Source organism: Suttonella ornithocola (assembly GCF_001889065.1).
Taxonomy (GTDB): domain Bacteria; phylum Pseudomonadota; class Gammaproteobacteria; order Cardiobacteriales; family Cardiobacteriaceae; genus Suttonella_A; species Suttonella_A ornithocola.
Genome location: NZ_LWHB01000077.1, coordinates 20,932 through 27,282 on the forward strand (window position 1 = coordinate 20,932; position 6,351 = coordinate 27,282).

A 6,351-nucleotide genomic window follows, 5' to 3' on the forward strand; every position below is an offset into this window, starting at 1 on the left:
TTAAATGAAAGCTGCCATTGGAAAGTTAGTTGCTAGGAAGGACTTATCTAGTGAAGAAATGCAGGCAGTAATTAGCAGTATGATGCAAGGAGAACAACCGCCAGAATTGATTGCTGCTTTTTTAACGGCTTTAGCAATGAAGGGAGAGACGGTAGAAGAGGTAACTGCGGCAGCAAAGGTGATGCGTCAATTGGCTAAACAGGTTTATTTGGTTAGTGATGAAATTATGGTTGATCCAGTTGGGACAGGGGGAGATGGCGTAGGATTATTTAATTGCTCAACAGCAAGCGCTATTATTGCTTCTGCTGGCGGGGTAAAAATTGCAAAGCATGGCAATATTGCGGCGAGTAGTGCCTCTGGTAGTGCGGATGTTTTAAGAGAAGCTGGTGTAAAACTGGAGTTATCTCCAGAACAAGTCGTTAATGCAGTTAATCTTTGCGGGTTTGGGTTTATGTATGCGCCTGCTTTTCATGCGGCTATGCGGCATGTGGCTCCCGTGCGCCGAGCAATTGGTATTCGCACAATATTTAATGTTTTAGGGCCTTTAAGTAATCCAGCAGGTGTTAAGCATCAAGTATTGGGAGTTTTTGCCAAAGATTGGGTACGTCCTATGACAGAAGTCTCTAAAAATTTAGGCGCTCAAAGTGTGATAACGGTATGTTCTGCAAACGGGTTAGATGAGTTTGCTATTACAGATATAAATTTTGTTTGTGAGCTGTGCGCAGATGGTACAATTATAGAATATGAAATTGATCCCGTTGAATTAGGAATTAAGCATAGATGCCATGATTGTTTAAAGGTTTCTAATGCAAAAGAAAGTTTATCATTAATTCAAGCAATTTTTCGAAGTGAGGGACCAAAAGAAGGAGAAGATATGTTGGCTTTAAATGCGGCTGCAATTTTTAAAGTGGCAGGAAGAGTGAAAAGCTGGCAAGAAGGAATCATGCTTGCAAAACAAATTATCCAAGATGGGCGGGCTTTATCTCAACTCACTAAAATTGCTAAAATCAGCCAGCTAGAGGTATAGATATGACAATTCTCGAAGACATCGTGGCATATAAGCGTAAAGAAGTTGATGAACAAAAAAAATTTATTGATGAGGAGTATTTAATTGCAAATATTGATTTATCTCCTGATCAGCCTAGAGGCTTTATGCGTGCGATTAGTGAGCGTCATGATAGCGGAAGAGTTGCGGTTATTGCTGAGATAAAAAAAGCTTCTCCAAGTGCCGGTCTTATTCGCGAGGATTTTCAACCAAAAGAAATTGCTTTAGCTTATGCCAAGCATCAGGCAACTTGTTTGTCTGTTTTGACAGAGAAACAATTTTTTCAGGGGAGTCCATTGCATTTTCGTCAGGTACGTAATGTTGTTGATTTACCAATGTTAAGAAAGGATTTTATCATTGACCGATATCAAGTGATTGAGTCAAGAGCGTTGGGAGCAGATTGTGTTTTGCTGATTGCTGCTATTTTGACTGATCAAGAAATGGTAGCTTTTACACGTCTTGCTTATGATTTGGGAATGGATGTTTTGGTTGAAGTACATAATCGTGAAGAATTAGATCGAGCTTTAGCTTTACCAATAAAAGCTATTGGTGTGAATAATCGAAATTTACATGATTTTAGTATTTCGTTGGAAACGTCTTTAAAGCTTTACGAACAACTACCCGAAGATTATTTGCTGATTAGTGAGAGTGGTTTATCAAGTCATGATGATATTGTTGCTTTACAAAAAGCGGGAATTCATACTTTTTTGATTGGAGGGTCGCTGATGAAAGCAGAGCATCCGGGACGTGCTTTACAAAATTTGATAGATGGTTAAGGAGCTGTTTAATGTCGCAATCTGTATATGAAATTAGTCATCCACTTGTTCAGCATAAATTAACGACGTTGCGAAAAAAAGAAACGACTACTATGGAATTTCGAGCAGTTGCTTCAGAAATTGGCTTGATATTAGCATATGAGGCAACGCGCGATTTGCCTTTAGCAGATGTAGAAATAGAAACGCCACTTGAAAAAATGACCGCTAAAGAATTATTAGGCAAAAAGGCGTGTATTATAAGTATATTAAGAGCAGGAAATGGTTTATTGGACGGTGTACTAAAGCTTTTACCAGCGGCAAAAGTGGGCTATGTGGGTATGGAGCGAGATGAACAAACTCATCGACCGCGCGCTTATTATTGTAAATTGCCTAGCGCAATGGATGCGAGAATTGCATTGGTGGTTGATCCGATGTTAGCGACTGGCTTTTCAGCAATTGAAAGTATTCATAAAATTAAAGCGTTAGGTGCAAAAGATATTCGATTTTTGTGTTTGCTGGCAACCCCCGAAGGTTTGGCAGCAATGCAAAGGGCTCATCCCGATGTACCCGTTTATACAGCAGCTATTGATCGTGGATTAGATGAAAATGCTTATATCCGTCCGGGATTGGGAGATGCTGGAGATAGATTATATGGTACGTTATAAACAATTTGGTTTGTTAATATTAGTAATATTTCCTATTGCTGCTTTTGCGCTTTCTAATTATCGTGCAAGTTATGATATTAGTGTGCGCGGTGTCAGCGCAGGTACGCTGATGCATGAGGCTTTTTTTACGGATATTACTTATCGGATTGATACAGTTGCTCGTCCTTCTTTAGCAGCTCAGATGTTAGGTTATGGTGAAATTCGAGAAACAGTTAAGGGATTATTAAAAAATGATTTAATTTTGCCACAAAATTATCAGCGGACAATGAAAGGCGATAGCGATTATCAACTCAATTATATTTTTCATCCAAAAGAAGATAAAATTGATGTTAACCATGCAGGAGAAGAAAAAGTTTTATCTTATGATAAAGATCTTCATCCTTTAGATTCACTTTCAATGGTGGTTCAGGCTTTAAAAGATACAGAAAATCATCATTCACCTACAGAGTATACTTTAGTCATGGAAGATAAAATTCATACTTATCAAGTACAAAAGCTCGCTGATCAAACATGGGAAACGAGAAAAGGAAAATCTTTTGCGGTTCATGTGTATCGGCAAACAAGCGGTAATCGGCAAACGGTAATTTATTTTGCTGATAATCCTTTGCGGTTAGTGCGTTTAGAACAGTTCAAAAAAGGACAAAAACGCTTTTCTATGACTTTAACGGATTATCAGTCTTTGAAATGAAAGTACTTTGGCTGTCAAAAGAACAACCGGTTTCTTACGCATCTCGTCTCCATACTGGCTTGCGTCAGCGAATAGGAACGTGTGAAGCATTATCTTTAAGTATTGAGCAGCAACAAAATTTAGAAGACTTTTTCACGCGTTTTGTTCGTTTATCCCAATATGATCGAATTTTACTAGAGTTTCCGCAGTCTTTAATTTATCAACAAAGTCATTTTTTACGCCGTCTTCCACATCTTAGCGTGCTTTCTTTGGGAGAGCGTTATTCTGCAAAAGAGAAACGCTATTTACGTAAAAATTTATCTGTAATGCCGTGGATGAGATTTATTGGCGATGATTGTCGCTTGGTGAAAGCGTTAGTAGAGAAGGGATATGACGCTTATTGGATTTATCCTACTTTTAATCCTGATCATTATTGGTTGCATCGTAAGCTTAGAGGGCAAACACAATGTGTTATTTTCGATCCTAATAATGAACTTAAATCTTTTCATCGTCGGCAAATTGGCGCTTTTCAGCTACGTTTTTTAAAGCCTAATGAGGATTTAGCGGGTATTCTTAGAGCTGAGGATTTATTTATCTATTGGCCAAAAACGCCAGAAAGAACGCCCTTACCGATGATTCAGGCAATGGCTTGTGGCGCATTGGTTATTACGCCAGATCCGGGGGTTAAAATGCGTGTCCGGTATCGTTGGCGTGATCACGAAAATTGTATTTTTGCCAATGATCCACATAGCGCATTTGAGACAGCAGCAATTTTATCGGATCATCCGCATATGCTACATGAGTTAGCAAAAAAAAGTCATGAAGATGTTCAGCGATTTTTTCCTCAGCCTATCGGTTTTATGTTAGGAGGGGCTTTGGAACCTAAAATACGTCTTTCAGAAGATTATCCAAAAAAAATTAGAATTTTTGGTTTTGAATTCTAATTGAAATTAGTATCAACAACCCTAATAATCTTCAATGGGCAAGAATAATCTTGGAGTAAAAATGATAAAAAAAAATATTGTCACTTCATCAGATTCCGCTCATTTATTCGATAAGTTTTTTTTATCTCATTGGAAAGTTTGGTATTTTTATCTAGGTATCATCAGTATTTTAACAACGCTGTTAATTTGGTTGAGTTATGAGCAGACTTTTTCAAGACAATCTGTGCAATTATTGTGGTTAGCTAAATATTCTCCTGATACGGTTTTTTTAAAACTACTAGCAATTCCTGCTAGTATGGGAGAAACGACAGTAGTTTTGACTTTGGCTTTCATTCACATGATGCTAGCTTTGATTTTTGTTAGAGTGGGTGAGCAAATTGGAATTGGTAGAAGAACACTATTTGTTTTATTTCTTTGCTTAAATTTTTCACCAGAATATAACCATTCTCGTTTCTTAATTGATAGCACATTGATATGGTCATTATTATGGTTAGTGGCAGTATGGTGGTTTTTAAGTTGGTATGAAAAGTCTTTAATAACCGCTTTTATTGGATGGGCGGCTCTTATTTGGATAAATACGTTTTTTGGGCTTTATTCTTTATTGTGGGCATTAGGCTTTCCTTTATGCTTTTTGTGTTGGCCAGGTCGATATCGGCATTGGTGGCAGGGTATTACAGAAAGAGTAAGATTTTTACTGGTCTATTACTTAATTGTCGCTCTAGTTATTAGTTTCTCTCCAGAATGGTGGGAAACACTTTGGCAATTAGCAAATAAGACTTGGCAGCAGTTTCAGCAAATGGCTAAAGAGATTTCGCTTTTTATGAGCAGTGATAGAAGTTTTGATTTAGACGTAGGAACGGCTTTTTTATTTTCTTTACAATTAGTAGCGATCAATGCTTTAAAGGTTGCCGGACTACCCGTAATTTTTATTTTATGGCTATCTGTTAAAATGAAAATATCCTCAGTTTTAAAAGGTAGAGTACAGTTATTCTCATGTTTTTGCTTAGGGTTTTCTTGGGTAATTACGGCTGTTGCTCTATTATATCAAGGGCATGTACCTGAAGATTTATTGTTCCTTCCTATTTTATTTTTATTTCTCTGGTTAGGAGCAAAAGGGACGTACTATGCTATTCAAAAAATAAGTAGTGGCGCCATTGCGCCTGAGCGTTTATTGATTGGTGGATGGTTATTAGTTGCTTATGCAATTGCTAGCGTTATTCAATTTGGACCTTCACCTGTTTATCAACGGTTAGCTGGTGAGTGGGTAGCGAATCATCCTACGGCAGGTAAGGTGATGAGTAATTCAGCGATTGCTCTATATTATGCTGAGGAGTCACCCTTACCAGATAATGCTAGTCATATGGAATTGGATGATGCTGCTTTTTTAAATTCTGCCCTCACAAGTCAGGATTATTTTATTCATGCGCAAAATCGACACCGAACTCTATCATTAGATTTTTCACATTTCAAAATTTTAGCGCAGTTTAGTAATCGTCGAGGAGATACGGCTTATGTCCTTGTCCCTAAGTAGCACAGAGTTATTAGCGCATTTACCTAAAGAGATTCGCTTAAAAGTATTAAGAGAATATCAACTTGCGATAACCGATACGATGAAAACGGTTGTATCAGAACCAGCAATTGCTAATCAATTTATTCCTGATGAAAGAGAGCTTAATATTTCCACTCATGAATTAGTAGATCCTATTGGTGATGATGCACATTCTGTGGTACCTTTTTTAGTTCATCGGTATTTCAATCGTGTTTTATGGAAAATTGTGCCAACGTGCGCAGTTTATTGTCGTTTTTGCTTTCGAAAAGAGCATATTGGCCGAAAAGGAGAGCAGCCGAAGCAAGAAGATATTCAAGCAGCACATCATTATATTGCAATGCGTTCTGAAATAGAGGAAGTGATTTTAAGTGGCGGGGATCCAATGACGCTTTCTTCTATCCGCTTAAAGGCATTTGTTGCTGCATTGAAAGATATTCCGCATATTAAACGTATTAGAGTGCATACAAGAATTCCTGTTGTTGCGCCAGAAATGGTAAAGAAAGACTGGATACGGGTGTTAGAAGAAACAGAGAAAAATTTGGTTTTTGTGATACACGCCAATCATTCTGCTGAATTTAGTCAGAAATCAGATGATGCGCTCGCAATGTTAGCGACTAAGGGTTTGCTATTATCTCAAACGGTGTTGTTGAAGTCGGTAAATGATAGTGTTGAAGCATTGCAATCCCTAATGAATGCTTTTTTAGAGAGAAAAATCAAACCTTATTA

The 6,351-nt window shown here is 37.7% G+C and carries 7 protein-coding genes; all 7 read left to right on the top strand.

All coding sequences use genetic code 11. The annotated features are described in order from the left end of the window. Positions 1–4 precede the first annotated feature (4 nt). Complete coding sequence (gene trpD, locus A5N85_RS06410) at positions 5–1,027, top strand: anthranilate phosphoribosyltransferase (protein ID WP_072576492.1); 1,023 nt, start codon at positions 5–7, stop codon at positions 1,025–1,027. 2 nt (positions 1,028–1,029) lie between these two features. Then, positions 1,030–1,821, top strand: a complete 792-nt coding sequence (trpC, locus tag A5N85_RS06415; RefSeq protein WP_072576493.1) for an indole-3-glycerol phosphate synthase TrpC — start codon at positions 1,030–1,032, stop codon at positions 1,819–1,821. 11 nt (positions 1,822–1,832) lie between these two features. Beyond that, positions 1,833–2,465: a uracil phosphoribosyltransferase gene (upp, locus tag A5N85_RS06420; RefSeq protein ID WP_072576494.1), complete on the top strand. Its 633-nt coding sequence runs from the start codon at positions 1,833–1,835 to the stop codon at positions 2,463–2,465. Further along, positions 2,452–3,153 (top strand): DUF3108 domain-containing protein, encoded by a 702-nt coding sequence (locus A5N85_RS06425; protein WP_072576495.1) that lies wholly within the window; start codon positions 2,452–2,454, stop codon positions 3,151–3,153. The genes upp and A5N85_RS06425 overlap by 14 nt, the downstream gene beginning before the upstream one ends. Beyond that, on the top strand, positions 3,150–4,076 hold the full coding sequence (locus tag A5N85_RS06430) for a glycosyltransferase (RefSeq protein ID WP_072576496.1): 927 nt from the start codon (positions 3,150–3,152) through the stop codon (positions 4,074–4,076). The genes A5N85_RS06425 and A5N85_RS06430 overlap by 4 nt, the downstream gene beginning before the upstream one ends. A 61-nt stretch (positions 4,077–4,137) precedes the next feature. Next, positions 4,138–5,607, top strand: a complete 1,470-nt coding sequence (locus A5N85_RS06435; protein ID WP_072576497.1) for a hypothetical protein — start codon at positions 4,138–4,140, stop codon at positions 5,605–5,607. Then, positions 5,588–6,351, top strand: a 764-nt coding sequence (locus tag A5N85_RS06440) for a KamA family radical SAM protein (RefSeq protein ID WP_072576498.1), incomplete at its 3' end; no start/stop codon positions are given. The genes A5N85_RS06435 and A5N85_RS06440, both read left to right, overlap by 20 nt.

What these genes read in the sequence shown, in the direction of transcription:
- trpD (WP_072576492.1), top strand. Translation starts at nt 5, where the DNA reads ATGAAAGCTGCCATTGGAAAGTTAGTTGCTAGGAAGGACTTATCTAGT.
- A5N85_RS06425 (WP_072576495.1), top strand. Translation starts at nt 2,452, where the DNA reads ATGGTACGTTATAAACAATTTGGTTTGTTAATATTAGTAATATTTCCT.
- trpC (WP_072576493.1), top strand. Translation starts at nt 1,030, where the DNA reads ATGACAATTCTCGAAGACATCGTGGCATATAAGCGTAAAGAAGTTGAT.
- A5N85_RS06430 (WP_072576496.1), top strand. Translation starts at nt 3,150, where the DNA reads ATGAAAGTACTTTGGCTGTCAAAAGAACAACCGGTTTCTTACGCATCT.
- A5N85_RS06435 (WP_072576497.1), top strand. Translation starts at nt 4,138, where the DNA reads ATGATAAAAAAAAATATTGTCACTTCATCAGATTCCGCTCATTTATTC.
- upp (WP_072576494.1), top strand. Translation starts at nt 1,833, where the DNA reads ATGTCGCAATCTGTATATGAAATTAGTCATCCACTTGTTCAGCATAAA.